Origin of the sequence: Bilophila wadsworthia ATCC 49260, from assembly GCF_000701705.1 — a bacterium.
GTDB classification, from domain to species: Bacteria; Desulfobacterota; Desulfovibrionia; order Desulfovibrionales; family Desulfovibrionaceae; genus Bilophila; species Bilophila wadsworthia.
In genome coordinates this window covers 266,683-292,113 of sequence record NZ_JNJP01000001.1, presented here as the reverse complement: position 1 = coordinate 292,113, position 25,431 = coordinate 266,683, and the positions used below count along the sequence as shown (strand labels likewise).

Below are 25,431 nucleotides of genomic sequence, written 5' to 3'. Positions count from 1 at the left end.
GGAAAGGTTTGGAGGGGGAGAGGCCCCTTTCTCCAGAAAGGGGCCTCTCCCCCTCCAATCTTTTCCTAGAAAGATTCCTCAACAACAAGATCCTCCAGCGGCTTGCGCTTGGTGTGCCGCTCGGAGGGGTGCGAATCTTCCGCCGGGTAACCGATGGCGAGGATGTATTCAGGCTCTGTCCCTTCGGGGATGCGGAATTGCTCGCGTATGGGCGCGGGATCGAAATGCATGAGCCAGCAGCTGCCCAAGCCCAGATCCGTCGCTTCCAAAAGCATGTGTGTCGCCGCTATCGCCGCGTCGGTGTCGGGCTTGCTCTTGCCGTCAAAGGGACGCACCCAGACTTCGGAAGCAACACTGCAGACGATGATCGCCAGCGGGTAGCCTTTCACGTTGGTGCAGGCGGAAAGTTTTTTCAGCCTTTCAGGGTGCTGCACGACGAGGAACCTGAACGGCTGGGTATTTTTCGCCGTTGGAGCTACGCGCCCCGCCTCAAGGATGCGCTCAAGCTTTTCTGCCTCAACAGGTTTGGGGAGATACGAGCGGACGGCATATCTTTTTTGGGCAAGCGAAAGGAAATCGTTCATGGCAAACCTCCAAAGTTGTTTACCTGTACTATAGAGGTACGATTCATTCTTGCAAGTACGCACATTTTTATCCTATAGTTCCTAAAAAGATACTAAGGGGACGGCTTGCGGCATGAAGCAGATCAAACCGCAATACAACTGCTCGTTGGAACTGGCGATGGAACTGGTGGGCGGCAAATGGAAGCTCGTTCTTCTGTGGCACCTGCTGAGCGGAACCAAGCGGTTCAGCGAAATCAAGCGCAAGTTGGGGGACATCACCCAGAAGATGCTGACCCTCCAGCTCCGTGAACTGGAGGCTGCCGGGCTGCTTACCCGGACGGTTTATCCGGTCATCCCGCCCCATGTGGAATATTCGTTGACGGAGAGGGGGATGGAGCTCGCCCCGGTGCTGCGGGGCTTGTGCGCATGGTCGGGAAAATACGCCGTGGAGAAGGGCATTACGCTTGCCCCGCTGCCGCCCTCTAGGGACGGAAAGGATTTGCCCGGCGCGGCGGAATCTTTCGCGGAAGCTTGACTTTTGGGATAAAGATGGGTAACGCTCTGGGGCTTACAAATTGTGAAGTTCCTGCATCACGGAGAAGTTCATGTTCGAAAGTTTATCTGACAGGTTGTCCAGCGCGTTCCGCTCCCTGAGCGGCCGGGCGCAGCTCACCGAGGAAAATATCCGCGATGGCCTGCGCGAGGTGCGTCTTGCCCTGTTGGAAGCCGACGTCAACTTCAAGGTCGTCAAGGAGTTAGTGGAGCGTGTGCGTGAGCGCGTGCTCGGCCAGGAAGTCGAAAAAAGCCTGACCCCCACGCAGCAGCTCGTCAAAGCTGTGCATGACGAACTCGTTACCCTGCTCGGCGGCGAAACAACCGAACTGAACCTGCGCGGCGCGCAGCCCGGCGTCATCATGATGGTGGGCCTTCAGGGTTCCGGTAAGACCACATCGGCGGGCAAGCTCGCCAATCTCCTGCGCAAGCAGAAAATGCGGCCTTATCTCGTTCCCGTGGACGTGTACCGTCCCGCCGCCATCGATCAGCTCCGCACGCTCGCCCGGCAGCTCGACATCCCCTGCTTTGCTTCTTCGGCGGATATGAAGCCCGTGGACATTGTCCGCGCCGCGCTCGAAGACGCCAAAGAGAAGCAGTGCACCGTGGTCATCCTCGATACGGCGGGCCGCTTGCACATCGACGCCCCGCTCATGCAGGAGCTGGTGGACATCAAGTCCGCCGTACAGCCGCAGGAAATTTTGTTCGTGGCCGACGCCATGACCGGTCAGGATGCCGTGACCGTGGCCGAAGCCTTCAACAAGGATCTGGCCCTGACCGGTGTGGTCCTGACCAAGATGGACGGCGATGCCCGCGGCGGCGCGGCCCTGTCCATCAAGTCGGTGACGGGCGCTTCGGTCAAGTATGTCGGCGTCGGTGAAAAGCTTTCCGATCTCGAGGTGTTCCACCCCGAGCGCGTGGCGGGGCGTATTCTTGGCATGGGCGATATGCTCACGCTCATCGAAAAGGCGCAAAGCTCTTTCGAGGCGGAAGAAGCCGAAGCCATGGCCAAGAAGCTGCAAAAGGCCACGTTCGATTTTGAGGATTTCCGTACCCAGATGCGCCGCATGAAAAAGATCGGGTCGCTGGAAAATATCCTCAAGCTTATTCCCGGACTTGGCGGTCTGACCTCCAAGCTCGGCGATCTGAAGGCCCCGGAACAGGAGATGGCGCGCACTGAAGCCGTCATCAATTCCATGACCATGAAAGAGCGCCGGAATCCGGATCTCATCAACGGCAGCCGCCGGCAGCGCATCGCCGCCGGGTCCGGCACGACCGTGGCACAGGTCAATCAGGTCCTGCGCCAGTTTACCCAGATGCGTCAGATGATGCAGCAGGTGATGAACCCCAAAGCCAAGGGCGGCAGGCCGAAGATGCCTCCGTTGCCCAAAGGGATGGGGGGAATGGGCGGTATGCCCGGTATGGGAGGGCTCCCCGGCATGGGCGGCCTTTCCGGGATGGGTGGGTTGCCCGGTATGGGCGGACTCCCCGGCATGGGCGGGATGCCCGGTTTGCCCGGAGCTCCGGGCAGCGGTAAATCCGCCACGAAAAAGAAAAAGACGGAACGGCAGAAGCGCAAGAAAAAGCGTTGATCCTCTTCCGTTTGCGGGCCGCGTCGGCACCCGGTCGGTTATTCCCCGGCCGAAAGGCTGGTGGCGAGTTTCCGGCCCAGTCGTGCAGGTCGCAAGGCATTCCCCTTGTCCTTGAGCAACAACTTTATACGATACCAATAGGAGTGTTCCAATGTCCGTTAAACTGAGACTTACCCGCATGGGCAACAAGAAGCGTTCCTTCTTCCGCATCGTGGCCACCAACACCGCCAGCCGCCGTGACGGTCGCCCGCTGGAATTCCTCGGCTACTACAACCCGCAGGTCAGCCCCGCCGACATCAAGATCGACACCGACAAGGTGCAGAAGTGGATGGACCTCGGCGCCGAGATGAGCGACACCGTGCGCTCGCTCATGAAGCAGTATGCCAAGAAGGCCGACGCCTAGTTCGCCTTTCGGTTGTCTAGCTTTTCAGCGACCCGGTCGGCCTCTGCGGGTCGGCTCGGGTCGTTTGTCTTTTTTTATGTTGCTGTGAAGAGAACGGTAGGCGCCCTTCTTTTCTCTACTCCGCATTTGCTGATGGGTGGAGAGGCTCCGCGTCAAAAATTCCGGCGGCACGCTTGGAGAACACATGTTTTCCCGAAAGCCTCTGCAGCTGAGAGCTGTTTTCCCTCACCGAACAGGACAGGTACGCTATGAAAGATTTTGTGGAATTTGTCGCCAAAGGGCTTGTGGACAAGCCTGAAGACGTGCAGGTCGTCGAGGTGGAAGGGGAACAGGGCGCCGTCCTTGAGTTGCGCGTCGCCAAGGAAGATCTCGGCAAGGTGATCGGCAAGCAGGGCCGGACCGCCCGTGCGCTCCGTACGCTGCTCGGCGCGGCCTCTTCCAAGGCCCATCGTCGCGTCATGCTGGAAATCGTGGAGTAGTTCGTGGCGGAACAGCGCAACATCCCGGCCGATCTGGTCGAAATAGGCACGCTCGCCCGTCCCCACGGCATCCGTGGCGAAATCCGCGTCAATTACTATGCCGACTCGTTGGAGCTCCTGCGCGGGGATGTGGTGTATCTTCAGGCCGGGAACAAGCCTCCCAGAAAGATGGAGATCGACACCGTCCGTATGCATCAGGGGATGCCGCTGATCCGGTTTGTCGAGGCCCCCGATCGCACGGCCGCCGAATTCCTGCGCGGGCAGACGCTTCTCATTCCCGAATCCGCGTTGCCCGAACTTGATGAGGACGAGGTGTATCTGCACGATATGCTCGGGCTTTCCGTGGTGCTTGACGCGACGGGGCAAAAGCTCGGCGTGCTGGATCACGTCCTTTTCCACGGAGAGCAGGAACTTTGGTCTATCCTCACGCCGGGAGGCAAGGAAATCCTGCTTCCCGCCGTGCCCGAATTTGTCGCGGACATCGATCTCGATACCGAGATCATCCGCATCACCCCGCCTGAAGGGTTGCTCGAACTCTATATGTAGCGCCTTCACCGCCGCTTACCGTACGCTCTCATCTCGCCGTTGAGAGCTGGTCATTTCCTCTAAGGGGATTTTGGGGCCGTGGGCATACCGCTTCAGTACGTCGGTGATCTAACGACACCAAAAGGCCGTCCGGAAGGGCGGCCTTTTCTGTTTTCAAGGGAAAGAAACGGCTCCGGTTTGATACGGGTAGGTGTTCCACGAAAGAGTTTTTCAGCCGCCAGAATGGGGGCATCATGCTCTTTCGGCGCACTCCATAAGGATTTCCGCGACATCATCGGGGCGGTGGAGATGGACGTTGTGGCCGGAGGCGATTTCGACGACGCGCCAGAGGGGGAGCCTGCGGGCACGCTCCACAGAAAGGGCGATGGGGTGAAGCTTCACGGGCGTGCAGGAAACATAGGTTACGGGAACGCCGTTGCCCTGGGGGACACGGACGTCGATGCGATCGAAATAGGGCTTGATGGGCTGCGGGGTCATGTGGTCTCTGAACCATTCCCGCATGGCCTCGGTGGCGAAATGTCCCGGAGTCGGGGCGGGAATGCTGATCCCGCCGTCATGGCGCGCCCGGAGGACACGCTGCTCGGCTTCGTCGTTCGGGATCAGATCCATTGCGCATTCGCCGGGTTTGGGGACCATTGCGTCGAGATAGACGATATGGCGGAGGCATTGCGGGATGCGCTCGGCGACCGCCGTCAGGACAATCCCCGCGTAGCTGTGCCCCACAAGCACAACGTCTCGCAGGTCATTGTACTTGATCAGGTTGACCACATCCATGACGTGGGTTTCCAGCGTGATCCGGTCGGAAAGGAGATGGGAGCGCTCGGCAAGCCCGGTGAGGCTCATGGGGAAAACCGTATGCCCGGCATTGCGGAGCCTGTCCGCCACCGGCTTCCAGCACCATGCCCCGCACCATGATCCGGGCACGAGAACAAAAGCCGGTTTCCGTCCCAAAAGCGTTTCCGTGGTATCCATTGCTGACCTGCCTGTAGAAGTTCGTTTCGCCTTTGAGAAGATGTACCAAGAACGGAGCTCCGGTCAACTGGTTTTCCCTGAGAAGCGCGGAGGGGCGGTATATTGTCATCTCGCTGGGCTGATGCTATGTTCGTTGAGCCGCGCTTATGCGCGGATTTTTTGCGGCGCGTTCCTTTTTTCGGCCTCTTTCCGGCCGCGTTTTCTTGTAAGGTGGGGTTTCATGAATAGTACGATGTGTACGGCGTTGTTGACGTTGCTTTCCATGACGCTTTTCGCCGGCAATTCAGTGCTGTGCCGTTTGGCGCTGCTTGAGTACAAAATGGAGCCCGTGACCTATACGGCGGTCCGTCTCATTTCCGGCGCGCTGATGCTGTGGCTGATCATGGCCGTGCGCCACAAGAACGTGTTCAAGTCCGGGACATGGCCCGGCGCGCTGTCCTTGTTTAGCTATATGGCGTGTTTTTCGTGGGCCTATGTCGAGCTGCCCACCGCCGTGGGAACGCTGATCATCGCTGTGGCCGTGCAGACCACGATGATCGGTTTCGGATTCTTCTCCGGCGAGCGCCCGAGCAGGCAACAGGGCATCGGCATCGGCATTGCGCTGGTCGGCCTTGTCTTCCTGCTGTTGCCGGGATTGACCGCTCCGCCGTTTTTCAGCTCCCTGATCATTTTTATATCCGGTGCGGCATGGGGCGTTTATTGCCTGTGCGGCAAAGGCGTGAGCGATCCCGCCGCATCGACCGCCGGAAACTTCATGAAGGCCGTTCCCTTCACCCTGCTCATGATGCTTTGCCTGCCTTCGCAGGTGAGTTTCGATAATCCCGGCATGTGGTACGCACTGGCGGCCGGCGCGCTGGCTTCCGCTAGCGGCTATGTGATTTGGTACATGGTTGTGGTCCGGTTCACGGTCACTGTTGCGGCTGTCGTCCAGTTGAGCGTTCCCGTGATCACCGCCATCGGCGGCGTGCTGTTCGTCAACGAACCCATTACGCTGCGCGTTGCCCTTAGTTCCGCGGCCATCCTTGGCGGCATTTTCTTTGCGACGGCATTTCGAAGAGGATAGGGCTGAGGAAAGAAGACCGGGGGCGTTTTTTACAAAAAACTCCTCCGGCCCCCCATCCTCAAAAAGATCGACTGGTGGAAGGCCGCGCGGCGGAAGTTCCGTAGGCTCGCTTCTTGAAAGGGCATTCCCGATATGGGGCTGTCTGTTTTTATGAGCATAATTCTATGCCCACCCATCCTTTTCCTTCAATTTTTTAAAGAGGTTCTTAAAAGAAGAGCATCCGCATACGGATACTCTTCTTTTTCTCTGATGGGCAACAATTTTCAAGCCGGATACAATCGCCATGAGGGATTCGATAAAGTCGAAAGTCTTGGGATGAGGAGGGGGTGGGGGTTAGGGAGGGGGAGGGGAACCTTTCTCCAGAAAGGTTCCCCTCCCCAAACCCAATAGCTTCATTTACCCCATGACCCGATAACAAATAGCCGGGGCAAGGAGGAAATCGCTCTTGCGCATGGTTTCGACGGCCTTGCGGATGGCGGAAACCGGGGCTTCGTGGGTCATGAAGACGAGGGGCACGCCCGCTTCGCTCTGTCCCTTCTGGATCGCCTGCGCGATGCTGACGCCCTGATCGGAGAGCGCGCCGGAAAGGTCGCGCAGGACACCGGGATCGTCCTTGACCATGAAGCGCATGTAATAGGTGCTGCAGGCTTCTTCCGGGGGCAGGATGTCGGCTTGCGGGAGCACCTGCTTGACGAAGCCGGAGTTCAGCTTGTTGTTCTGGCGGGCGATGGAAATAAGGTCCCCGAGCACCGCGCTGGCCGTGGGCAGGCTGCCCGCGCCGAGTCCGTGCAGGAAGAGGGAGCCGACCGCATTGCCTTCCACGCGCACGGCGTTGTACGCGCCGCCCACGCGGGCAAGGAGATAGGTGTGGTTCACCAGCGTCGGGAAGACGCCCGCTTCGAGCTTGCCGTCACGCATCCGGGCGCGGCCGAGGAGCTTGATGCGGTAGCCGAACTCGCGGGCAAAGTCGATGTCCATCTTGTCGAGGTTGCGGATGCCTTCGATGGGCATTTTCGTATAGGGATAGTCCACGCCCCATGCAAGGCGGATAAGCAGCACGAGCTTGTGCGCGGTGTCGAACCCGTCGATGTCCAGCGTGGGATCGGCCTCGGCGTAGCCCTTTTCCTGCGCTTCGGCGAGGGCAGGGGCGAAGTTGACGCCCTTGCTGGTCATTTCCGAAAGGATATAGTTGCCGGTGCCGTTCAAAATGCCTTCGAGCGAAGTGATATGGTTCCCGGTAAGGCTTTCCTTCAGCGTCTGGACGATGGGGATGCCGCCCGCCACGCTGGCTTCATAGAGCAGGGTGGCGCCCTTTTCGTCGGCCAGCCGGAACAGGCTTTCGCCTTCTTCCGCGAGCAGGGCCTTGTTGGCGGTGACGACCTGTTTGCCCTTTGCGAGGCTGCGCGTGATGAGCTCCTTGGCCGTGTCGATGCCGCCCATCAGCTCGATGACCACGTCAATGTCGGGATCGTCGGCAAGGGTCATGGGATCGGTCGTCAGGCGCACGCCCTCCGGAAGATCGCGTTTACGGTTCGGATTGCGGACGGCGACAGCCTTCAGATTAAAGTCGCAGCCGGAGCGGGCCCGGATTTCTTCGGCGTTTTCGGACAGCAGGCGCACAAGGCCGCCGCCGACGGTTCCGAGTCCGGCCAGTCCGATATTCAGGGTCGTATTCATCAACAGATGTCCTTTTGGGCTGAAGTCTTCGCGGAAGGGACGGAAGTACCTGTCCGTAGCGTGAATTTGTATCTATAGTAGGGAACGGCGCCGTCTGTAAAGGGAGGGAAGCGCGCGGCGGCGGAGGCGGAAGCGAAAAAAGTCATGCTCCGCCTGGGGGTTCGTCTCTGGACGCCGAAAACGAATCGTGTTTTGATGGCGGGAGTCACACGGAGGAAAGAGCATTCATGAGCGGAAATACTTTCGGACGTCTTTTTCGTCTGACCACCTACGGGGAATCCCACGGCCCGGCGCTCGGCGGCGTGGTGGACGGTTGCCCGGCGGGCATCGCCCTCTCGGAGGAACTGCTCCAGAAGGAGCTCGACCGGCGGCGTCCCGGCGGCGGCACGGCCGGGACCACGCGCAAGGAGCCGGACGCTGTCCGGTTGCTGTCCGGCGTTTTTGAAGGCGCGACCACTGGAACGCCCATCGGCTTCCAAATCGAGAACACCAACCAGCGCTCCGGCGATTACGGGCCGCTGGCGGCGGTCTGGCGTCCGGGGCACGCGGATATGACCTATGACGCCAAGTACGGCGTGCGCGACTTCCGGGGCGGGGGGCGTTCCTCGGCCCGCGAAACCGCCGCCCGTGTGGCCGGCGGGGCCATTGCCCGCGCGCTGCTCGCGGCGCAGGGGATTTCGGTGCGTTCCTGCACGTTGGAAATCGGCGGTATGCCCGCCCCGGCTTTTACGCCGGAAGACATGGCGGGCGCGGCGTCCCGTCCGTACTGCGCTCCGTGTGAGGCCGCCGTGGAGCCGTGGGAGGCGTTGGTCCGTACCGTACGCGGCGAGGGCGACACGCTCGGCGGCATCGTCCGGGTGGAGGTGCTCGGCGTGCCCTCCGGTCTGGGCGAACCCGTGTTCGATAAGCTGGATGCCGTGCTGGCGCAGGCGCTCATGAGCGTAGGGGCGGTCAAGGGCGTGGAGATCGGCGACGGTTTCGCCGCGGCCCGCAGCCGGGGGAGCTTCAATAACGACGCCTACCGTCCGGCCGGGGCCGGATCGACGCCGGGCAATCCCGCGACCAACCATTGCGGCGGTATCCTCGGCGGCATTTCGACCGGCCAGCCGCTGGTGATGACCGTGGCGATCAAACCCATCCCCTCCATCGCCAAGGAACAGCAAAGCGTGAACGCCGAAGGCAGCCCCGTATCCTTGCGTGTGGGCGGACGGCACGACATCTGCGCCATTCCGCGCGTCAATCCCGTGCTTGAGGCGATGGCCGCCTTGACCGTGGCCGACGCTCTGCTGCTGCAGCGGCGGATGGGGTAGGGCATGACGCAGCTTTCTCTTTCATCCCTCAATGATACGGTGGAATTGCAGGGCACGCTGGAGCGTGTGGTCTTCCATAATGAGGAAAACGGCTACACGGTGTTCCGGGTCAGGCCGGAAGGCAAGGACGAGGTGGATCTCGTCACCGTGGTCGGGCATATGGGCAGCCCGCAGGCGGGCGCGTCCCTGCGCATCAAGGGCCGGTGGGTGAACAACGCCCGCTTCGGCAGGCAGGTGCAGATGGATTCCTTTGAAAGCCTGCTCCCCGCCACCGCCGAGGGCATCAAGCTGTATCTGGCCTCCGGGCTGATCAAGGGCATCGGCAAGAGCATCGCGGCGCGCATCGTCAAGGCGTTCGGCGAAGACACGCTCAGGATTTTCGATGAGGAGCCGCAGCGTCTGCTGGAAATTTCCGGCATCACCCAGAAGAAGCTGGTGACCATCGTCGAGTGCTGGACCGAGCATCAGGGCGTGCGCAATCTGGTGCAGTTCCTCCAGCCGCACGATATAGGCGCTTCCTTCGCCGTCCGTATCTATAAGCATTACGGCCCGCAGGCGCTGTCCATCGTGCAGGAGAACCCCTACCGGCTGGCGATGGACATCAGGGGCATCGGCTTCCTGACGGCGGATGCGCTGGCGGCCAAGCTCGGCTTTGAAAGCGAGCACCCTTTGCGGATTCAGGCGGGCACGCTGTACACGCTGATGAAGCAGATCGACGACGGGCACGTCTATTATCCCCGCCGGGCCTTGGTGGAACAGACCTGCTCCCAGCTCGGCATCGCGGAAGAGTTCGTCGAGGAGGCCGTGGACTGCCTCGCCCGTGAGGAACGTGTGGTGCTGGAGGAACTCGACGACGAGATCGGCGTGTACCTGACCCGGTTCCATCATTACGAATCGAAGATTGCCTATTACCTGCGGCGCATCCTCGCCTCGCCGAAGTCGGTGCGGTTCCCCAAGGCCGACGAAGTGGTGGAGAAAGTCGTGTCCCGGCTCGGCATTACGCTGGCCGAGGAACAGCTTGAGGCCGTGCGCACGTCGGCGACGTCCAAGGTCATGGTCCTGACCGGCGGCCCCGGTACGGGCAAGACCACCATCCTGAACGCGATCATTCAGGTTTTCGCGGAAAACAAGGCCAAGATTTTGCTGGCCGCGCCCACGGGCCGGGCGGCGAAGCGCATGTCCGAGGCCATCGGCCGGGAAGCCCGCACGATCCATCGCCTGCTCGAATACACGCCCAAGGACGACGGGTTCGCCCGCAACGAGGATAACCCTCTGGCCTGCGGGCTGCTTGTGGTGGACGAGGCGTCCATGATGGACACCATGCTGGCTTATCACCTGCTCAAGGCGGCTCCGCTCGGCGCGACCATCGTGTTCGTGGGCGACGTGCATCAGCTCCCGTCCGTGGGGCCGGGCAATGTGCTCGGGGATCTCATCGCTTCCGGGGCCATGCCCGTGGTCGAGCTGGTGGAGGTGTTCCGGCAGGCGGCGGAAAGCGAAATCGTGTGCAACGCCCACCTGATCAACCGGGGCGAGCTGCCACGCCTCGAATCCTCAAAGGATCGTCTTTCCGATTTCTATTTCATGCGGCAGGACGATCCCGATCGCGCGGCGGACATCATCGTGGATTTGGTCAAGAACCACATCCCCCGCCGTTTCCAGCTTGATCCTTTCGATGAAATCCAGGTGCTTTCGCCCATGCACAAGGGCACCGTGGGCGCGGCGAACCTCAACCTGCGGCTTCAGCAGGCGCTCAATCCCGAAGGGGAGGCCCTGCAGCGCGGAGAGCGGCTCTACCGGCTCGGCGACAAGGTCATGCAGATCCGCAACAACTATGAGAAAGATGTGTACAACGGCGATATCGGGCGGGTTTCCAGTGTGGACGTACAGGAAAAATGCCTTGTTGTCCGGTATGATGACCGTTATGTCGGGTACGATTGGGAAGAACTCGACGAAATAGTGGCGGCCTACGCGATTTCCATTCACAAATCACAGGGTTCGGAATATCCTGCCGTCGTCATTCCGTTGATGACGCAGCACTATATGCTGCTGCAGCGGAATCTCATCTATACGGGGGTGACGCGGGGCAAGCGTCTCGTCGTACTGGTGGGAGAGCCCCGCGCTTTGGCGATGGCCGTTAAAAACAACCGGATGCAGAAGCGGTATACGTGGCTGGCCCGACGTTTGGGGGCGGCCCCGGAGGCCGCCGGTCCGCAAACTGAGGGTGAACGCACATGATGGTTTCTGGTGCCCGCAAGGGCTTTTGGGGTGTGCCGCCGTATGAAAGGCTCGGGGGGCGGGGCGTTGTCTCTGTCCCCCAAATGGTGAAAGGGAGAAGCCTCCGTCTGATTGCTCTCGGCGTATTGCTGTGCTGCGCCCTTGCGCTCGGCGGCTGCGGCGGCGGACGCAAGGGCGGGAGCCTGCCTCCGGCCGAGTCCGGCAGCTTTGAAGGCCCGAAAGGGAGCATTGCGGATTTGCGGCGGTTGCCGCAGGATTTGCTGGTCTATGCCCGGCAGGGCAATCCGGACAAGCCCCTCATGTCGGCTGCGGAGCAGGCCCGGCAGGACGCCCGGTTCAACAGCCTGTTCTTTGGCCCGTGGGAGGCTGTACGCTCCTCCGTTTCCGCCTCCGAGGCGTTCGCCATTTTCGGCGGCCAGAAGAAGCGGAGCAAGGCGCGGGGATGGGCGGAAAACCTGTTGCCGTGGACGCAGGAGAATTGGGACAAGCTGACGGCGAACGCCGCTCGGGATGTGTACCCGTCCCGGTTCGACAAGGCGATTACCGTGCGGCCCACGGTGCTGCGCGAAGCGCCCACCCATAAGCCCCGGTTCGGGAACCCTGCCGAGGCCGGGGAAGGGTATCCCTTCGATATGTTCATGTACTCCACGCTTCCGGTGGGGATGCCGCTGCTTGTCGTGCATACCTCCGCCGATGGCGCATGGGTGTTCGTGGAGACGGGGCTCGTATCCGGCTGGGTTCCCACGGAGGATACGGCTGTGACGGACGCGCCGTTCCGCTCGCGCTACGAGAACGGGACGTATGCGGTCATCGTCCGTGACGACGTCCCGCTGGTGGATGAGCTGGGGCGTTATGTTACCACGGGGAGCCTCGGGACCATGTTGCCTCTGTCCGGCGGATCGGGATCCTCGCTGAGGCTGCTGGTCCCTGTGCGTGATCCGCAGGGCCGTGCCGTGGCCGTACCCGTGCGGGTGTCTCCCTCCGATGCGGTGCGCAAGCCCATTCCCCTGACGGCAAGGGCGGCGGCCGAGATCGGCAACCGCATGATGGGGCAGCCCTACGGCTGGGGCGGATACCTGTTCAATCGGGACTGCTCGCTGGCGATGAGGGATCTTTTCGTCCCTTTTGGGGTGTGGCTGCCACGCAACTCATCGGCGCAGGCCAAGGCATGGCAGTTCATCAGCTTCGTGAAGGCGTCCCCCTCGGGTAAGGAAAGCATCATCAAGGACGAAGGGGTTCCGTTCGCCACGCTGCTCTGGCTGCGCGGGCACATTACCTTATATATAGGGGAGTACAAGGGCGAGCCCGTTATGTTCCACAACGTCTGGGGAGTTCGTACCAATGACGGGAACGGCGAAGGCCGGCACATTATCGGGCGGGCCGTCGTCACCTCCCTCCAGCCCGGAGCTGAACTTCCCAACGTCCGCCGCGAGAATCTGATTCTTTCCCGGCTGCAGGGGATGAGCGTTCTACGGTATGATTGAGGAATGCGGGGGAGAAGGCCCCGGAAGGGGTGCCCTTTCGCGGTCATTCTTCCGTAAGGCGTTTCTTGAGAGCGTAACGTGGTTTCTTCTGTGACTTGATTTCTTGCTTTGGGGCAGGGCACATTGTTTCAAGAACGTCTGTTGAGGGCGAGAAAAAGCCGTTTCCCGTTTGGGAGGCGGCTTTTTTATTTGTGCCCGTACGTTGTTGTGCGCGCACAGCATTGTGCGGTGGGGGTGGGGAAGGGGCCTTCAGTGGGCAGAAGAGGCGGAGGGGCAGCGGGATTGCCGGATTCCCTTTCGTTCAGGCGATTGATTGGCCGTGCTCCCCTTTTTGTTTGGGTGTTTTTTCGCAAGAGAGAAAGATTCGCTTTGCCCGAATGGAATCTTTTTTGCGGCTTCAGCGTGCTTGTGGCGGGAGATCAGGCCATTTGAGCATGGTGTTTGGTTATCGGATGGTGGATTTTTTCAGAAATATTTCTGTATTCAGAAAATATTCTGATAGAATCATGTATTTTTCTGTTTATTGACGTTTTGTGTGGAGTGTTCTCCTCTAACATATTAGAATATCAGCTCTAGTCGAATATAATGCGTTGGCATGTCCTTTGCTGAACAAGAAATAGGAAAACACCGGATACTCCGGTTGCATAAGTGGCCTTTTCTTTCCTTTTTATTCAGTGAAGCCAAGGAGAAACCATGCTTGTTACAGAAACAGCTTGGGGAAAGCGCATCAAGACCGACGTGCTCATCCTCGGAACCGGCGCTTCAGGTGTCGGTGCAGCCCTGCGCGCGGCGGAACTTAAGGCCGACGTGCTCATGGTGGGGCAGGGGCGGCTGGAAAGCTCCGGCTGCCTCGGCGGCGGCAACGACCATTTCATGGCGGCGCTCGGCACCGACGAACCCAACGACACCCGCGAAGCCTTTGTCGGCTTCTTCATGAAGTCCGCTTTCGGCTACCGCGAAGCCCAGCTCAACCAGTGGTTCGACGCCATCAAGCCTTGCGTGAAAATCCTTGAGGAAGTCGATACGGAATTCCTGATCAAGGACGGCAAGCGGTATCGTTCCGTCGGCTTCGGCCAGCCCGGCGCGTGGTGGCTGCACATCACCAACGGCACGACCATCAAGCGGCATCTGGCCCGCCGCGTGCGCAAGTCCGGCGTCAACATCCTCGACGACTTCCACATCACCCGCCTGTTCGAGCGCGGCGGGCACATCATGGGGTGCATGGGCTTCAACGTCCTGACCCGCGAAGTGTACGCCATCGAATGCAAAACCGCCATCTGTTCCCTCGGCTGGCACCCCCAGCGCCTGACCAACAACTCCACCGGCAACCCCTACAACTGCTGGCATATGCCGTACAACACCGGCAGCTATTTCGTCCTGCCCATGCAGATCGGTGCGTCGCTGGTCAATATCGACATCAGCGGTCGCGCGACGCTCATCCCCAAGGGTTGGGGCGCGCCCGGCATGAACGGCATCAACAACATGGGCGGCAAGGAAATCAACGCGCTCGGCGAACGGTTCATGTTCAAGTATGACCCGATGGGCGAAAACGGCAAGCGCCGCAATCAGGTCATGGGCACGTGGCAGGAACAGGTCGAGGGCAACGGTCCGCCGTTCTATATGGATATGACCCACTTCAGCGACGAGGACGTGCATCACCTCCAGTACGTGCTCATGCCCGCGGACAAGGAAACCTACCTTGATTACTGCGCGGCCCGCGGCATCGAGTTCAAGAAGGCTCCGTTGGAAGTGGAAGTTTCCGAAATGACGGTTTCCGGGATGCTCCTCGCCGACGATCGCTTGGAAACCACGGTGAAGGGCCTGTTCGCGGGCAGCAACTTTACGAGTTTCTCCGGCGCGATGTGCTGCGGCTACGTGGCGGCGTTCCATGCCGCGAACGATGCGGCGTCCACCGAGATGGGCGTCATCGACGACGCGGAAGCGCAGGCCGAACACGACCGAATCCTCGCCCCTTGGGAGCGCAAGGGAACCAACCTTCTGAAGTACAACGACTTTGAAGATCCCATCCGTCAGATCATGGACTACTACGCCAAGTACCGCCGGAACATGGCCTGTATGCGTCTCGCTCTCGAAAAGCTCGCCCTTGTGGAGAGCTACACGGATCGCGTTGTAGCCACCAACAACCACGAGCTGATGCGCCTGCACGAGGCGTTCGACCTGCTCGAACTGTGCCGGGCCCATCTGGAAGCCTGTCTCCAGCGCAAGGAAAGCGGGCGGGGCATGTACCAGCTCTCCGATTATCCCGAAAAGGACCCCGAACTCGCCAAGGGGCTGGTGCTCACCCGCAAGGACGGCGCGTTCCAGTTCGGCTGGACGGAGTGATCCCGCATCTTTCACAAGGAGAAACGACATGCCTCCGGTTTTTGATTCCAAGAAATGCGTCAAGTGTGGCCGCTGCGTGAAGGATTGCCCCGGCTACATTCTGGAACTGGATAAGGAACACGACGAAACGCCTCACGTCATCGAAGCATACAAGCGTGAGTGCTGGCATTGCGGCAACTGCCGCATCAGCTGCCCCCATCAGGCCGTTTCCTTTGAATTCCCCTTATACACCCTCGTTTAGGCGGAGCGGACATGAGCAAGCATACCGTTTTTGTGGAAGCCCCGCCGTTCGCCAAGTTCTCCGACGCCGAGATGCGCCGCCTGCTTGATGACGAACGCCTGGAAGTGCTGGACTGGCGCGGGAAGCGCGTGAACACGCCCGGCTTCGTTGAAGCGCTGGCCACCGCCGACATCGCCGTCACCGGCAACAGCCTGACCATCACCGACGAGCTGCTGGAAAAGCTCCCCAACCTCAAGCTGATCGCCAAGCTCGGCACCGGGCTGGACATGATCGACATCCCATCCGTGCTCCGGCGCGGCATCCTGCTTTGCAATACGCCCGGCGCGAACAGCGTGGCCGTGGCGGAACATACCTTCGCGTTGCTGCTCGGCTACCTGCGCAACGTGCCGCAGTGCGACAACGCCGTGCGGACCGGGCAGTGGGAAAAGGCCCGGACCATGGGCGGTGAAATCTGCGGCAAGACCGTGGGCATCATCGGCCTCGGCAACATCGGGAGCCGCGTGGCTTCCCGGATGGCCGGGTTCGAAGCCCGCCTCCTCGGGACCGATCCCTGCTGGCCCGAAGCCCTTGCCGCCAAGTACGGCATCGAGCGCCGGGAACTGAACGAGCTGCTCGCCGAGTCGGACATCGTGTGCGTGCATTGCCCCCTCGACGAAACCACCGCCGGGTTCATCGGCAAGGCGGAACTGGCGCTCATGAAGCCCTCCGCGCTGCTCGTCAATATGGCCCGCGGCGGCATCGTGGACGAGGACGCCCTGTACGAAGCCCTGCGCGGCAAGGTCATCTCCGGCGCGATCATCGACGCCTATTCGCAGGAGCCGCTCACCGCTTCCCCGCTGTTCTCGCTGGACAACGTGATTCTGTCCCCGCACGCCGGGGCCTTCACTACGGATGCGCTCAACGCCATGTCCCGCATGTCCGTTGACCAGTTGTTCCAATACGTGGACGGCGCCACGCCCGACAACCTCGTTACCGCGGAGTAAAGTCATGCCATCCTTTTTGAACGCCATGACGCGCCAAATCCCCAGTTCCAGCATCCATGCCGCCACCCAGAAGGCTGAAGCCTACCGGCGTGAAGGCAAGAAGGTGGTCATTTTCAGTATCGGCCGCCCCGACTTCGATACGCCCGCCCACATCAAGGAAGCCGCCAAGGCCGCGCTGGACAAGGGATACGTGCACTACACCCCAAACATGGGCATCCTGCCCTTGCGCGAAGCCGTCGCCGAGCACATCAAGCGGCAGACCGGCGTCAGCTATGACCCGAAGACCGAGGTCATGATCACCTGCGGCGGGCAGCAGGCCATCCTCCTGACCATGAAGGCCGTGCTTGAGCCCGGCGACGAAGTGCTGCTGCCGTCTCCCGGTTATGGCCTGTATTACAACTGTGCCGCCATCGCCGACGCGCAGGTTCGTGCCTATGCGCTCAAGGCCCCCGATTTCGGCTGGGGCGGCGCGGAAGCGGGCGAACGCACCAAGATGCTGTTCATCAACAGCCCGCACAACCCCACCGGCGCGGTTCTTTCCAAGGAAGAGCTCGGCCAGATCGCCGATTTCGCCAAGGCCAACAACTTGCTGGTGGTTTCCGACGAAGCCTATGACCGCTTGCTGTATGACGGCCTCGAACACCGTTCCATCGCGTCCGAACCGGGTATGCGAGACCGTACCGTCATCCTCGGCTCCTTCTCCAAGACCTATTCCATGACCGGCTGGCGCATCGGCTACCTTGCCGGCCCCGCCGAAGTCATCCGCGGCATGGCCCTGTTGCAGCAGAGCTTCGTGCTCTCCGTCAACAGCTTCGCCCAGTGGGGCGCCGTGGAAGCCATGACCGGCCCGCAGGATTGCGTTGAGGAAATGCGCCAGCAGTTCGACATCCGGCGCAAGGCCATGATGGAAGCCCTGTCCACCATACCCAACGTGTCCTTCGCGGCTCCCAAGGGCGCGTTCTACATCTACCTGAACCACGAGAAGACAGGGCTGGACCCCGTGCAGTTCTGTGCGAAGCTTCTCGACGAATACTATGTGGCCTGCGTGCCCGGTTCCGAATACGGGCCGTACGCGGGGTGCAACACCCGTCTTTCCTGCGCCACCGGGCTGGACGATTGTCTGGAAGGTGTCGACCGCATCCGGAAGATGGTCGCCTCACTGTAGTGTGAATGGGCCGGAGGGGCGGCCCCTCCGGCTCTGCTCCAAGGACAGGAACTGTATAACCCGACTGGAGACGCCATGAAGAGGACATTATTGACATTGACGTTGGCCGCGGCGCTGTGCCTTCCCGCTCTGTTCGCGCAGAAGAGTGCCGCCGAAGAACCCATCGTGCTGACTTTCAACCTTGGGATGCCGCCTATCCATCAGCGGTGGGTCAATGCCATCAAGCCTTGGTGCGACGAGCTCGAAAAGCGCAGCAACGGGCGCATCAAGATTGAACCCTATTTCGCCAACGCCCTTGGCAAGCGTTCCGACGCCATGGACTCCGTCCGCACCGGCATAGCGGACTTGGCCGAAGCGCCTTTCAGCTCCAACCCCGGCGCGTTCCCCTTCCATTCTCAGATTTTTTCCGCCGCCAACCCCAGCATGGCTCTCGGCAATGCCTATGAGATGCTGAGCGATTTCTATAAGGCCCATCCCGAAGTCCTGAAGAAGGAAATCAAGGGCGTCAAGCTCATGTTCATCCACGCCTACCCCGTGGGCGACTGTGTCATGACCAAGTCCGCGCCCATCCTGAAGCTCGACGACATCAAGGGCAAGAAGCTCGGCTTTGAAGGCGGCGGCCTGCGCTTTGAAACCATGCAGGCCCTCGGCGCTTCCGTGGTCGGCATGAACATGTCCGATCTGTATCAGGCCATGCAGGGCGGCATCATCGACGGTATCGTCATGGATTTCGATCCGCTGATTTCCCGGCGCTACGGTGAGGAAGTCAAGCACGTCACGCTGTTGAACATCACCGGAACCGCCTTTTACGTGGTCATGAATCAGGAACGCTACGACAGCCTGCCCGACGACCTCAAGGCCATCGTCGACGATATGTCCCAGAATTACGGCCCCAATCTTTTGGAAAAGTTCTGGGCTGAAAACGTGTACGGCAGCCTCGACAAGTGGATCAAGGAAATGGGCGGCACCGTCCATGTCCTGTCCGACGAGGATTATGCCCGCGCCGACAAGCTGGCCGCCGTCCCGGCGCAGGCGTGGTTCAAGTCGCTCGACAAGGCCGGCTATCGGGGCGCCGAACTGGAGAAGACCTTCCACCAGTTGGAAGCCAAGTATTTCACGCCGTGGCGTCAGTCTGAAGCCTACCGTTACGTCAAGCAGCAGTAAGCCATCGGTTCCGAACGGCGGCGGGGGGTCCCCGCCGCCCAACCTCCCCAATCAAGGTCTGAACTTATGAGCAGCAACGCCATTGAAACGCCCCCGTTGGCCGCCCAGCTGGAATCGCTATCTGCCCTGATACGGCGCACGGAACCGTTTTGCCAGAGGATAAGCGCTGTCGGCATGTATATCTTTATGGGTCTGGTCATCCTGACCTTCGCGGATGTGCTTCTGCGCTATGTTATCGGAGCGCCGATCAGCGGCAGCATCGAAATCACCGAAATGCTCATGTCCGTGGTGCTGTTTTCCTCCGTGGCCTATACCTATTGGAGGCGCGGGCACGTCAGCATGGACATCGTGACCGGCAAGCTGAGCGAACTCAATAAGAACCGGCTTGGGGCCATCACCACGGTCTGGAGCCTTGCGGTCGTCTTTTTCTGCATAACCTGCATGGGCAAGTACGCCATGACCACCACCGACACCACCTCGGTATGGAACATGTCCTACAAGCCGTTCATCTGGTTCGCCGTGTTCGGATGCGTCCTGTTGTTCCTTGCCATGCTCAGCCATCTTTTGGATCAGCTTGCCGCCATTATCCGGGGCGGCGGGATGGGGTCGGCTTTTTTGATGCTCGGCATCGGCCTGCTCGGCGTGGCTCTGTCGGTTTGGGTGGCGGTCGAGCGTCTGCCCGGCATCAGCGCGCCCGCGCAGGGCGTCATCGGCATGGTGTATATGTTTACCATGTTTTTCTTGGGGATGCCCGTGGCCTTCGCGCTCATGGGGACCTCGCTCGTCTTCATCGCCAGCCTGCGCGGCCTGACGGCGGCTCTGAACCTGTTCGGGACGGCATGGTTCTCCACGTGCAGCAGTTACACGTGGGCGCCCCTGATGTTCTTTCTGCTGATGGGCTTCCTCTGTTTCTACAGCCGGTTCGGCGAAGACCTGTACCGCACGGCCCGCAACTGGTGCGGCCATTTCCGCGGCGGCCTCGCCATAGCCAGCGTGTGCGCCTGTACCGCCCTCGGCGCGGTGGTGGGCGACGCCTTGGTCGGCTGTATCGCCATGATGACCATCGCCCTGCCCGAAATGCGGCGGCACGGCTATGACGACAAGCTGGCCATCGGCACGCTCGCCTGTTCCGGCGGCATCGGCAGCCTCATCCCGCCGAGCTCGAATTTCATCATCTACGGCGTCCTTGCGGAACAGAGCATCGCCGACCTGTTCATCGCCGGCGTGTTCCCCGGCCTCGTGTGCATGGCCTGTTTCATCGTCGTCATCATGATCATGGTCTGGCGCAATCCCGAGCTGGCCCCCGCCTTGCCCCGCGTGCCCATGCATGAACGGCTCGTTTCGCTCAAGACCGGCCTGCCCATCATTATCATCTTCATCGTGGTCATCGGGGGCATCTACGCCGGCATGTTCACGGCCACGGAAGGCGGCGGCATCGGCGCGTTCACGACCGTGTTCCTCGCCCTCGTCATGGGCCGCCTGAGCTGGTCCATCGTCACCAGCGGCCTCAACGATACCGGCAAGACGATCAGCATGGCCTTTACAGTCCTCGGCGGCGCGGGCGTGTTCAGCTACTTCATGACCATGAGCAAGATCCCCATGATCCTCGCCGGCGTCATCGCCTCCATGAACATGCCGCCCATGGCCGTCATGTTCGCCATCATCGTGTGCATGAGCCTGCTCGGCTGTTTTATCCCGGCCATCCCGCTGATGCTCATCTGTGTGCCCATCTTCCTGCCGCTCGCCGCGCTGTTCGGCTGGAACCTGATTTGGTTCGGCGTCATCATCAATATCCTCGTGACCATGGCCGGCATGACCCCGCCCTTTGGCGTCAGCCTGTTCGTCGCCAAGGAACTGGCGGATGTTCCGCTCTCGCTGGTGTACCGCTCCTCGATACCCTTCGTCCTTGCGTTCTTCCTGTGCCTCGGCTTCTGCATCGCCTTTGAGCCGCTGAGCACGTGGCTGCCCGCCATGATGCGGTAAGTGAAAAAGGGATCCCCGCATGGCGGGGTTCCGTCCCCGGATGCTTTCGGGGAGGCGTTGCGGCGCTTTCCCCGGAAGCGAAACAAAAAGCGTGTCGTCGCGAAGCGCGAAAGACGTTGCCGTTCAAGAGGCGAAAAGGAGAACGCCATGAAGGTCCTCAGCCTGCTCCCCCGTTCCCGGTTTACGGAATCCGGTATGACCCTTCCGGAAACCCTTTCTCTGCATTTTTTGCCTCCCAACGGCAGCCACGTCCTGATCGCGGCGGCAGAGAGCGCGCAGGCGCTTCTGCTCCCGCCGTCCCAGCCGTATGTGGACGCCTTCTGCCTCGAACGGATGCCGTCCATCCGCTTCATCCAGACCACGGGCGCGGGCTTTGATTCCGTTGACCACCTCACGGCGGCGGAGCTCGGTATTCCGGTATCGAATTCGCCGAGCATGAACGCGTCCTCGGTCGCGGAATACGTGATGGCCGCCATTGTGAACCTCCAGCGCGGCCTCGCATGGGCCGATGGGGAAATCCGCCGCGGACGCTATGCGGCTTCGCGTGCCGAACTTCTGGAGCAGGGCGGCCTTGAGCTGCGCGGATGCCGGATCGGGCTGTTCGGGCTCGGCAATATCGGGCGCGCGGTCGTCCCGCTCGCCAAGGCTTTTGGGTGTTCCGTGGCCGCTTGCGACGCCTTCTGGCCTGAAGAGTTCGCGGCTGAAAACGGGGTCGAGCGTATGGATGTGGCGGAGCTGTTCGCCGAGTGCGACGTGGTTTCCCTGCATTGCCCGCTCAACGGCAGTACCCGCAACCTTGTGGATTACAACCTGCTTTCGTCCATGAAGCCCCATGCCCTGTTGATCAACGCGGCCCGGAGCGGTGTGGTGGTGGAAGCGGATCTCGCCCGTATCCTCGCGGAAGGGCGGATACGCGGCGCGGCGCTCGACTGCTTTGCGGACGACGGGCGCGCCGAAAATCCTTTCTTGTCCATTCCCGCCGAACGCGTCCTGCTGACGCCGCATCTCGCGGGCGTAACCCGCGCCGCGTTCGGACGGATGCTCTCTCAGGCGCTTGAAAACTTGGAGCGTGTGCTCGTTCATGGCCAGCCGCCCCGTTTCGTGGTGAACGGCGTGTTGGCCGACTATTCCGATTAGCTTTGCGCGGCTGACGTCCCCTTTGTGGGCCGGTGTCTCGCTGTTTGTTCCCTCCTTTTTGGGGAGGGTAGGAGCTTTGTACCCTTTGTTAAGATAAAATAATTAATAAAAACAATAAATTACAAAGAAAGTTTTTGTCCAGGCCCCGTCGCCCGAATCGTTTTGGACGGTGGGGGAAGGGACGCAGGGAGGAGGGCGGAACGCCGTTCTCAAAGAGCATTCCTTTTCCCGTATTCCCGCTTTCTTCCACAGGAGCCTTTTCATGCTGCAACATTTTTCGGAACTGATCGACAAGGTGAAGGCCATGCCCCGGACAGTGGTGTGCGTGGCGAACGCGGACAGTGAAACCGTGGAAGCCGCGCGCATGGCTCTGGATAAAGGGCTGGCCGACGTTATCCTGTACGGTGATGAGGCGGTTGTACGCCCGTTGGTTGAACAGGCGGGCATCGAAGGCCGGGCCGAACTCCGCCATGCCGCCGATCCCGCGACGGCGCTGCGGGAGGCCGTGCGCTCGGTGCGCGGCGGGGAATCCGGGGTACTCATGAAGGGTATGCTCAACTCTTCGGACTTCCTGCGCGGTGTGCTGAACAAGGAAGAAGGGCTGCGCACGGGCCGGAGGCTGTCGCACATCGCCGCCGTGGAACTGCCGGGCTATCACAAGCTCATTTACAGTACCGACGGCGGGATGAACATCAATCCCGACCTTGCCGCCAAGAAGGACATCCTCGCCAACGCGCTGCTGGCTCTGCGCTCGTGGGGCTACGAATGCCCCAAGGTCGCCTGCCTCGCCGCCAACGAGCGCGTCGATCCGCATAATCCCGCGACCATCGACGCCGCCGGGCTGGTCGAGGCATGGGAACGGGGCGAGTTCCCCACGCAATGCATCGTTGAAGGCCCTATTGCCATGGACGTGGCCCTGAACCGCGAATCCGCCCTGCACAAGGGCATCGAAAGCCGGGTTTCCGGCGACGCCGATATTTTCCTCATGCCGATCATGGAAGTGGGCAACGTGACGATCAAGGGGCTGCTGCACTTCCTCAAGGGCAGTCAGGTGGCCGGGCTCATCCTCGGGGCAGCCGCGCCCGTGGTCATGACTTCGCGCTCGGAGCCGCCGTCCGCCAAACTGTATGCCACCGCGTTGGGATGCCTCGCCGCCCGGAACGCCTAATTGCCTGTGAGGTCAGCATGTTTCGCATTCTTGTGATCAACCCGGGGTCCACCTCGACCAAAATCGCCGTGTACGAGGACGAGGCCCCGCTGTTTGTGGAAAGCCGCGACCACGATACCGCCAAACTGTCCCCGGCGGTCATGGAGCAGTTTGAGCTGCGCCACCGCCTGCTGCTCGACGTATTGACGGAAAAAGGCATTGATCCCGCGTCCCTGCACGCTTGTGTGGGGCGGGGTGGGCTGCTGCCGCCGGTGCGTTCCGGGGCGTATCGTGTCAATGATGCCATGCTCGACGTGCTGCGCCACCGTCCGGTCATGCAACATGCCTCGAATCTTGGGGCCGTGCTTGCGGACGCTGTGGCGAGGCCGCTCGGCATCCCGGCGTTCATCTATGATCCCGTCACCGTGGACGAAATGGATCCCATCGCCCGCATCACCGGGTTTTCGTCCATAGAGCGCAAGAGCGTGGGGCACATGCTCAACATGCGGGCCTGCGCGTTGCGCTACGCCACGCAGAACAATGCGAAATACCCCAATCTATCCTTGATTGTCGCGCACATGGGCGGGGGGATCACCCTTTCCCTGCATGTGGGCGGGCGTGTCGTGGATATGATTTCCGACGATGAAGGGCCGTTCGCGCCCGAGCGTTCCGGCGGCTTGCCGTGCTTCCAGCTTGCGGAAATGGCGACGCAGGACGGCGTCACCTTCCCCGAGATGATGCGCCGGATGCAGCGGAAGGGGGGGCTGATGGACTGGTTCGGGACGTCCGACGCGCGGGAAATCGAGCGCCGCATCCACGAGGGTGACGGGAAGGCCGCGCTGGTTTACGAGGCCATGGCCCACAATCTGGCGAAAAATATCGGCAAGCTCGCCGTGGTGACACGGGGCCGCCTCGACGCCATTCTGCTTACGGGCGGCGTCGCCCGCTCCCGGATGCTCACGGACTGGGTGGCGGAGCGTGTGTCCTTCCTCGCTCCGGTGCATGTGCTGCCCGGCGAAAACGAGATGGAATCCCTCGCCCTCGGCGTGCTGCGCGTCCTGCGCGGCGAAGAAGAAGCGCATACCTTTGCGGAGCGGACGGAGGCATCATGAAAACGCCGAGCCGTCTGATCATCCTGTTGGCGGGGCTTGTGCTGTGCACGGTCTGCGGCGTTCTGTATGCGTGGTCGATTTTCGTGGTCCCGTTGGAACAGGCTTTTGGTTGGCAGCGTCCCGAGACGTCCCTGACCTTCACTTTCATGATCACCTTCTTCTCACTCGGCATGTTCGCCGGGGGAAAGCTTCTCCGGTTCGGGCCCGCCCGTGCGGTGCAGATCGGCGGCGCGTTGCTGTGCGTCGGGCTGTTGTGGGCGTCGCGCATCGACTCCGTGATCGGCCTCTACCTCAGCTACGGGGTGGTGTCCGGGTTCGGCATCGGCATCGTGAACCTTGTCCCCGCCGCCGTATGCCTGCGCTGGTATCCTGAGCGCAAGGGGCTGGTGAGCGGCCTGCTGACGATGGCCCTTGCGCTCGGCACGCTCCTGTTCGGGACGGTCGGCGCGGGCTGGCTCATCGGCAAGGTGGGCGTTTCCAGCACGTTCATGGCGCTGGCGGTGCTCTTCCTTGGCATCATTGTGCTCGGCTCACTGTTCCTGCGTATGCCCGAAGCGGCTCCCGGCAAGGAAGAGGGCGACGGCGTCGGCCTGCGGGACATGCTCCATACGCCGTCCTACTGGATGATCTGGGGCTGGATGCTGACGATCCAGATCGGCGGGCTGATGATCATCGGGCACATCGTTCCCTATGCGCTGGAATGCGGGCTGACCGCGGCTCAGGCCGGGCTCGGCATGGGCGTGTACGCGATAGCGAACGGCGTGGGCCGGTTGTTCTTCGGATACGTCCACGATCGGTTCGGCCGGGCGTGGGGCATGGGGCTGGACGCCGTGTTCATGGGATGCGGGCTGGTGCTGCTGGCGGTGCTGCCGTCCCGGTTCGGCATGGCGGGCTTCCTGATTGCGGCGGTTCCGGTGGCGCTGGCGTTCGGCGGGACCATTCCCCAGCTTGCGGCTTTGATCATGGCCTTTTTCGGGCCGCGCCACTTCGGGGTGAACTACGGGTTCAGCACGAGCCCGCTCATGGTCGCCTCGGTGTGCGGGCCGTTCATCGGCGGCCTGATCCGGGCATGGTCCGGAGATTACCTCGTGGCCCTTTATGTGGCTGCGGCCATAACCCTGCTGGGCGTCGCCCCGGCGGTTGTGCTCAGGGAAAAGGCCCATAAGAGAGAATCGGTTGCACGGGAGGGCTGCCCTTCCCCCGCCTCCCTTTCTTCTCAGAATGGTTGATGGGTGGAAGGAGGTCGGCGGCGAAGGCCTCCGCGCCTCGAAAGGGCGCAG

The 25,431-nt window shown here is 61.3% G+C and carries 22 protein-coding genes; 19 read left to right on the top strand and 3 right to left on the bottom strand.

The features are described 5' to 3' along the window. Positions 1 to 65: 65 nt before the first annotated feature. Positions 66 to 584 carry a nitroreductase family protein gene (locus tag T370_RS0101235; RefSeq protein ID WP_005026139.1) on the bottom strand — a complete coding sequence of 173 codons (519 nt, stop codon included), beginning with the start codon at positions 582 to 584 and terminating at the stop codon, positions 66 to 68. A 112-nt stretch (positions 585 to 696) separates the two neighbouring features. On the opposite strand from T370_RS0101235, the gene T370_RS0101230 reads away from it, so the two are divergent. The 5 genes from T370_RS0101230 to rimM all read left to right on the top strand — a co-directional run bounded on the left by T370_RS0101230 (position 697) and on the right by rimM (position 4,135). Next, on the top strand, positions 697 to 1,098 hold the full coding sequence (locus T370_RS0101230) for a winged helix-turn-helix transcriptional regulator (protein ID WP_029434463.1): 402 nt from the start codon (positions 697 to 699) through the stop codon (positions 1,096 to 1,098). Between the two features lie 70 nt (positions 1,099 to 1,168). After that, positions 1,169 to 2,707 (top strand): signal recognition particle protein, encoded by a 1,539-nt coding sequence (ffh, locus tag T370_RS0101225; protein WP_029434462.1) that lies wholly within the window; start codon positions 1,169 to 1,171, stop codon positions 2,705 to 2,707. A gap of 151 nt (positions 2,708 to 2,858) precedes the next feature. Beyond that, positions 2,859 to 3,110: a 30S ribosomal protein S16 gene (gene rpsP / locus T370_RS0101220; RefSeq protein WP_005026145.1), complete on the top strand. Its 252-nt coding sequence runs from the start codon at positions 2,859 to 2,861 to the stop codon at positions 3,108 to 3,110. A gap of 248 nt (positions 3,111 to 3,358) precedes the next feature. Continuing rightward, positions 3,359 to 3,589: a KH domain-containing protein gene (locus T370_RS0101215; protein WP_005026147.1), complete on the top strand. Its 231-nt coding sequence runs from the start codon at positions 3,359 to 3,361 to the stop codon at positions 3,587 to 3,589. A gap of 21 nt (positions 3,590 to 3,610) precedes the next feature. Continuing rightward, positions 3,611 to 4,135, top strand: a complete 525-nt coding sequence (gene rimM, locus T370_RS0101210) for a ribosome maturation factor RimM (RefSeq protein WP_211250445.1) — start codon at positions 3,611 to 3,613, stop codon at positions 4,133 to 4,135. 231 nt (positions 4,136 to 4,366) lie between these two features. Here the strand turns inward: rimM and T370_RS0101205 are convergent, their stop codons facing one another. Then, positions 4,367 to 5,107 (bottom strand): alpha/beta fold hydrolase, encoded by a 741-nt coding sequence (locus tag T370_RS0101205; protein WP_009379244.1) that lies wholly within the window; start codon positions 5,105 to 5,107, stop codon positions 4,367 to 4,369. A gap of 220 nt (positions 5,108 to 5,327) precedes the next feature. On the opposite strand from T370_RS0101205, the gene T370_RS0101200 reads away from it, so the two are divergent. After that, positions 5,328 to 6,170, top strand: coding sequence for a DMT family transporter (locus tag T370_RS0101200; RefSeq protein ID WP_009379242.1), 843 nt, complete (start codon positions 5,328 to 5,330; stop codon positions 6,168 to 6,170). A gap of 396 nt (positions 6,171 to 6,566) precedes the next feature. On the opposite strand, the gene T370_RS0101190 is transcribed toward T370_RS0101200, so the two are convergent. Then, positions 6,567 to 7,847, bottom strand: coding sequence for a homoserine dehydrogenase (locus T370_RS0101190; RefSeq protein ID WP_029434460.1), 1,281 nt, complete (start codon positions 7,845 to 7,847; stop codon positions 6,567 to 6,569). Between the two features lie 227 nt (positions 7,848 to 8,074). Here T370_RS0101190 and aroC point away from each other — a divergent pair, with 227 nt between their 5' ends. The 13 genes from aroC to T370_RS0101125 all read left to right on the top strand — a co-directional run bounded on the left by aroC (position 8,075) and on the right by T370_RS0101125 (position 25,380). Continuing rightward, entirely contained in the window at positions 8,075 to 9,157 is a 1,083-nt protein-coding gene (gene aroC, locus T370_RS0101185) for a chorismate synthase (protein ID WP_005026157.1), read from the top strand. Between the two features lie 3 nt (positions 9,158 to 9,160). After that, positions 9,161 to 11,392: an SF1B family DNA helicase RecD2 gene (gene recD2, locus T370_RS0101180; protein ID WP_005026158.1), complete on the top strand. Its 2,232-nt coding sequence runs from the start codon at positions 9,161 to 9,163 to the stop codon at positions 11,390 to 11,392. Beyond that, complete coding sequence (locus T370_RS0101175) at positions 11,389 to 12,876, top strand: NlpC/P60 family N-terminal domain-containing protein (protein WP_248604184.1); 1,488 nt, start codon at positions 11,389 to 11,391, stop codon at positions 12,874 to 12,876. Before recD2 ends, T370_RS0101175 begins: the two co-directional genes overlap by 4 nt. Before the next feature lie 693 nt (positions 12,877 to 13,569). Then, the gene (locus T370_RS0101170; protein ID WP_029434458.1) at positions 13,570 to 15,219 is read left to right on the top strand and encodes an FAD-binding protein; all 1,650 of its coding nucleotides are present in this window, start codon (positions 13,570 to 13,572) and stop codon (positions 15,217 to 15,219) included. 28 nt (positions 15,220 to 15,247) lie between these two features. Beyond that, positions 15,248 to 15,460 carry a 4Fe-4S dicluster domain-containing protein gene (locus tag T370_RS0101165; RefSeq protein ID WP_005026161.1) on the top strand — a complete coding sequence of 71 codons (213 nt, stop codon included), beginning with the start codon at positions 15,248 to 15,250 and terminating at the stop codon, positions 15,458 to 15,460. 11 nt (positions 15,461 to 15,471) lie between these two features. Beyond that, positions 15,472 to 16,443, top strand: a complete 972-nt coding sequence (locus T370_RS0101160; protein WP_005026162.1) for a hydroxyacid dehydrogenase — start codon at positions 15,472 to 15,474, stop codon at positions 16,441 to 16,443. Between the two features lie 4 nt (positions 16,444 to 16,447). Beyond that, positions 16,448 to 17,608 carry a pyridoxal phosphate-dependent aminotransferase gene (locus T370_RS0101155; protein ID WP_029434457.1) on the top strand — a complete coding sequence of 387 codons (1,161 nt, stop codon included), beginning with the start codon at positions 16,448 to 16,450 and terminating at the stop codon, positions 17,606 to 17,608. A 75-nt stretch (positions 17,609 to 17,683) separates the two neighbouring features. Further along, positions 17,684 to 18,772 carry a TRAP transporter substrate-binding protein gene (locus T370_RS0101150; protein ID WP_005026166.1) on the top strand — a complete coding sequence of 363 codons (1,089 nt, stop codon included), beginning with the start codon at positions 17,684 to 17,686 and terminating at the stop codon, positions 18,770 to 18,772. 66 nt (positions 18,773 to 18,838) lie between these two features. After that, positions 18,839 to 20,755 (top strand): TRAP transporter large permease subunit, encoded by a 1,917-nt coding sequence (locus T370_RS0101145; RefSeq protein ID WP_029434456.1) that lies wholly within the window; start codon positions 18,839 to 18,841, stop codon positions 20,753 to 20,755. A 147-nt stretch (positions 20,756 to 20,902) separates the two neighbouring features. Further along, positions 20,903 to 21,892 (top strand): NAD(P)-dependent oxidoreductase, encoded by a 990-nt coding sequence (locus tag T370_RS0101140; RefSeq protein ID WP_029434455.1) that lies wholly within the window; start codon positions 20,903 to 20,905, stop codon positions 21,890 to 21,892. A gap of 262 nt (positions 21,893 to 22,154) precedes the next feature. After that, complete coding sequence (locus T370_RS0101135; RefSeq protein ID WP_029434454.1) at positions 22,155 to 23,060, top strand: phosphate acyltransferase; 906 nt, start codon at positions 22,155 to 22,157, stop codon at positions 23,058 to 23,060. Positions 23,061 to 23,077: 17 nt separating this feature from the next. After that, positions 23,078 to 24,151 (top strand): butyrate kinase, encoded by a 1,074-nt coding sequence (buk, locus tag T370_RS0101130; RefSeq protein ID WP_029434453.1) that lies wholly within the window; start codon positions 23,078 to 23,080, stop codon positions 24,149 to 24,151. Continuing rightward, positions 24,148 to 25,380: an MFS transporter gene (locus T370_RS0101125; RefSeq protein ID WP_005026175.1), complete on the top strand. Its 1,233-nt coding sequence runs from the start codon at positions 24,148 to 24,150 to the stop codon at positions 25,378 to 25,380. Before buk ends, T370_RS0101125 begins: the two co-directional genes overlap by 4 nt. The last annotated feature ends 51 nt before the right edge of the window (positions 25,381 to 25,431 follow it).

Coding starts and splice junctions, on each gene's coding strand:
- T370_RS0101235 (WP_005026139.1), bottom strand. CDS start 584: ATGAACGATTTCCTTTCGCTTGCCCAAAAAAGATATGCCGTCCGCTCG.
- T370_RS0101230 (WP_029434463.1), top strand. CDS start 697: ATGAAGCAGATCAAACCGCAATACAACTGCTCGTTGGAACTGGCGATG.
- ffh (WP_029434462.1), top strand. CDS start 1,169: ATGTTCGAAAGTTTATCTGACAGGTTGTCCAGCGCGTTCCGCTCCCTG.
- rpsP (WP_005026145.1), top strand. CDS start 2,859: ATGTCCGTTAAACTGAGACTTACCCGCATGGGCAACAAGAAGCGTTCC.
- T370_RS0101215 (WP_005026147.1), top strand. CDS start 3,359: ATGAAAGATTTTGTGGAATTTGTCGCCAAAGGGCTTGTGGACAAGCCT.
- T370_RS0101205 (WP_009379244.1), bottom strand. CDS start 5,107: ATGGATACCACGGAAACGCTTTTGGGACGGAAACCGGCTTTTGTTCTC.
- T370_RS0101200 (WP_009379242.1), top strand. CDS start 5,328: ATGAATAGTACGATGTGTACGGCGTTGTTGACGTTGCTTTCCATGACG.
- T370_RS0101190 (WP_029434460.1), bottom strand. CDS start 7,847: ATGAATACGACCCTGAATATCGGACTGGCCGGACTCGGAACCGTCGGC.
- aroC (WP_005026157.1), top strand. CDS start 8,075: ATGAGCGGAAATACTTTCGGACGTCTTTTTCGTCTGACCACCTACGGG.
- recD2 (WP_005026158.1), top strand. CDS start 9,161: ATGACGCAGCTTTCTCTTTCATCCCTCAATGATACGGTGGAATTGCAG.
- T370_RS0101175 (WP_248604184.1), top strand. CDS start 11,389: ATGATGGTTTCTGGTGCCCGCAAGGGCTTTTGGGGTGTGCCGCCGTAT.
- T370_RS0101170 (WP_029434458.1), top strand. CDS start 13,570: ATGCTTGTTACAGAAACAGCTTGGGGAAAGCGCATCAAGACCGACGTG.
- T370_RS0101165 (WP_005026161.1), top strand. CDS start 15,248: ATGCCTCCGGTTTTTGATTCCAAGAAATGCGTCAAGTGTGGCCGCTGC.
- T370_RS0101160 (WP_005026162.1), top strand. CDS start 15,472: ATGAGCAAGCATACCGTTTTTGTGGAAGCCCCGCCGTTCGCCAAGTTC.
- T370_RS0101155 (WP_029434457.1), top strand. CDS start 16,448: ATGCCATCCTTTTTGAACGCCATGACGCGCCAAATCCCCAGTTCCAGC.
- T370_RS0101150 (WP_005026166.1), top strand. CDS start 17,684: ATGAAGAGGACATTATTGACATTGACGTTGGCCGCGGCGCTGTGCCTT.
- T370_RS0101145 (WP_029434456.1), top strand. CDS start 18,839: ATGAGCAGCAACGCCATTGAAACGCCCCCGTTGGCCGCCCAGCTGGAA.
- T370_RS0101140 (WP_029434455.1), top strand. CDS start 20,903: ATGAAGGTCCTCAGCCTGCTCCCCCGTTCCCGGTTTACGGAATCCGGT.
- T370_RS0101135 (WP_029434454.1), top strand. CDS start 22,155: ATGCTGCAACATTTTTCGGAACTGATCGACAAGGTGAAGGCCATGCCC.
- buk (WP_029434453.1), top strand. CDS start 23,078: ATGTTTCGCATTCTTGTGATCAACCCGGGGTCCACCTCGACCAAAATC.
- T370_RS0101125 (WP_005026175.1), top strand. CDS start 24,148: ATGAAAACGCCGAGCCGTCTGATCATCCTGTTGGCGGGGCTTGTGCTG.